This window comes from Haloarcula sp. CGMCC 1.6347 (genome assembly GCF_037078395.1).
Taxonomy (GTDB): domain Archaea; phylum Halobacteriota; class Halobacteria; order Halobacteriales; family Haloarculaceae; genus Haloarcula; species Haloarcula amylolytica.
Map to the genome: position 1 here is coordinate 1 of NZ_JAYMGX010000010.1, position 938 is coordinate 938.

The following is a 938-nucleotide window of genomic DNA, read 5'->3' on the forward strand; positions in this document are numbered from 1 at the left end:
CGGCCGTGGTGAATCGCCAGACGTAGCTTGATTTCATGGTTTCAGAGACTGCTTGATGTTGTGAACCACACACATCAGGACGAGTTCACGAAATTCACCGTACCAGGTTCGCGCACGCACGGCGTCGCCGAGCGTGCGCTTGATCGTGGAGAAGACGGTCTCACACATTGCTCGTTGACGGTATCGAGGCCCATCGATCCGCGCGTTATGCGCGTGATCGATGGGCCGGAACTCACGATGTTTAATTAGTGGTCTCACGCCTTTTTCGCGGAGTTTCTCGCGTAAATCCATCCAATCGTAGCCTTTGTCGGCAGCGAGGCTGGCGAGGTCGCCCGCGTTGCGCCGGGCGACCTGCCAGCCGAGCTGTGTGTCGTGGCGTTTCTCGGTCGTACAGTGAACGTCCAGAATGGCTTGGCTTTCCGTGTCGACGAGAGCTGTCGCTTTGAGCGTCTGAACCCGGTAATTCGTCCGGCGGCAGTAGTGCTTGCTAGCGTTTTCTCGGTCGAAAAATGTCGCGTCGATCGCGGCGTGACCGCTCGTGTCGTGCAGCTGCGCCGAGAGGCGCAGCAGCACTCGCCAGAGTGCTGTCTTGATTCTATCAAACCACTTGACTAGCGTGGAGTGATCGGGAAGATCGGCCGCGTCGAGGCCGATCTCCCCAAGTATTTGTGGCATCTCGCTCAGCAAATCAAGTGCTTCTCGGTAGGATTTTTCCAGGTAAACCCGTAGACAGTGCAGCGACACAACAGCATACTCGGCGAAGCCGCCACCCCCTTCGGGGGCGGCGACTTCGCCTCGCTTACCAACAGCATTTTTAGCTAACTGAACGACTTTGCTTGTGAAGCGGGAAATTTTCGACATGGACATCGACGGTTTCCCGCTTCATCTTCCTAGTTCTGACGGTCGAAGCCGACGCTGTCCCGCGATTCACCAGAGCC

Annotated in this window: 1 protein-coding gene; it reads right to left on the bottom strand. The window is 57.1% G+C overall.

Going from position 1 to position 938, the window contains the following annotated elements:
- Positions 1 to 33: 33 nt before the first annotated feature.
- The gene (locus VI340_RS19795) at positions 34 to 861 is read right to left on the bottom strand and encodes an IS5 family transposase (protein WP_336359079.1); all 828 of its coding nucleotides are present in this window, start codon (positions 859 to 861) and stop codon (positions 34 to 36) included.
- Between the last annotated feature and the right edge of the window lie 77 nt (positions 862 to 938).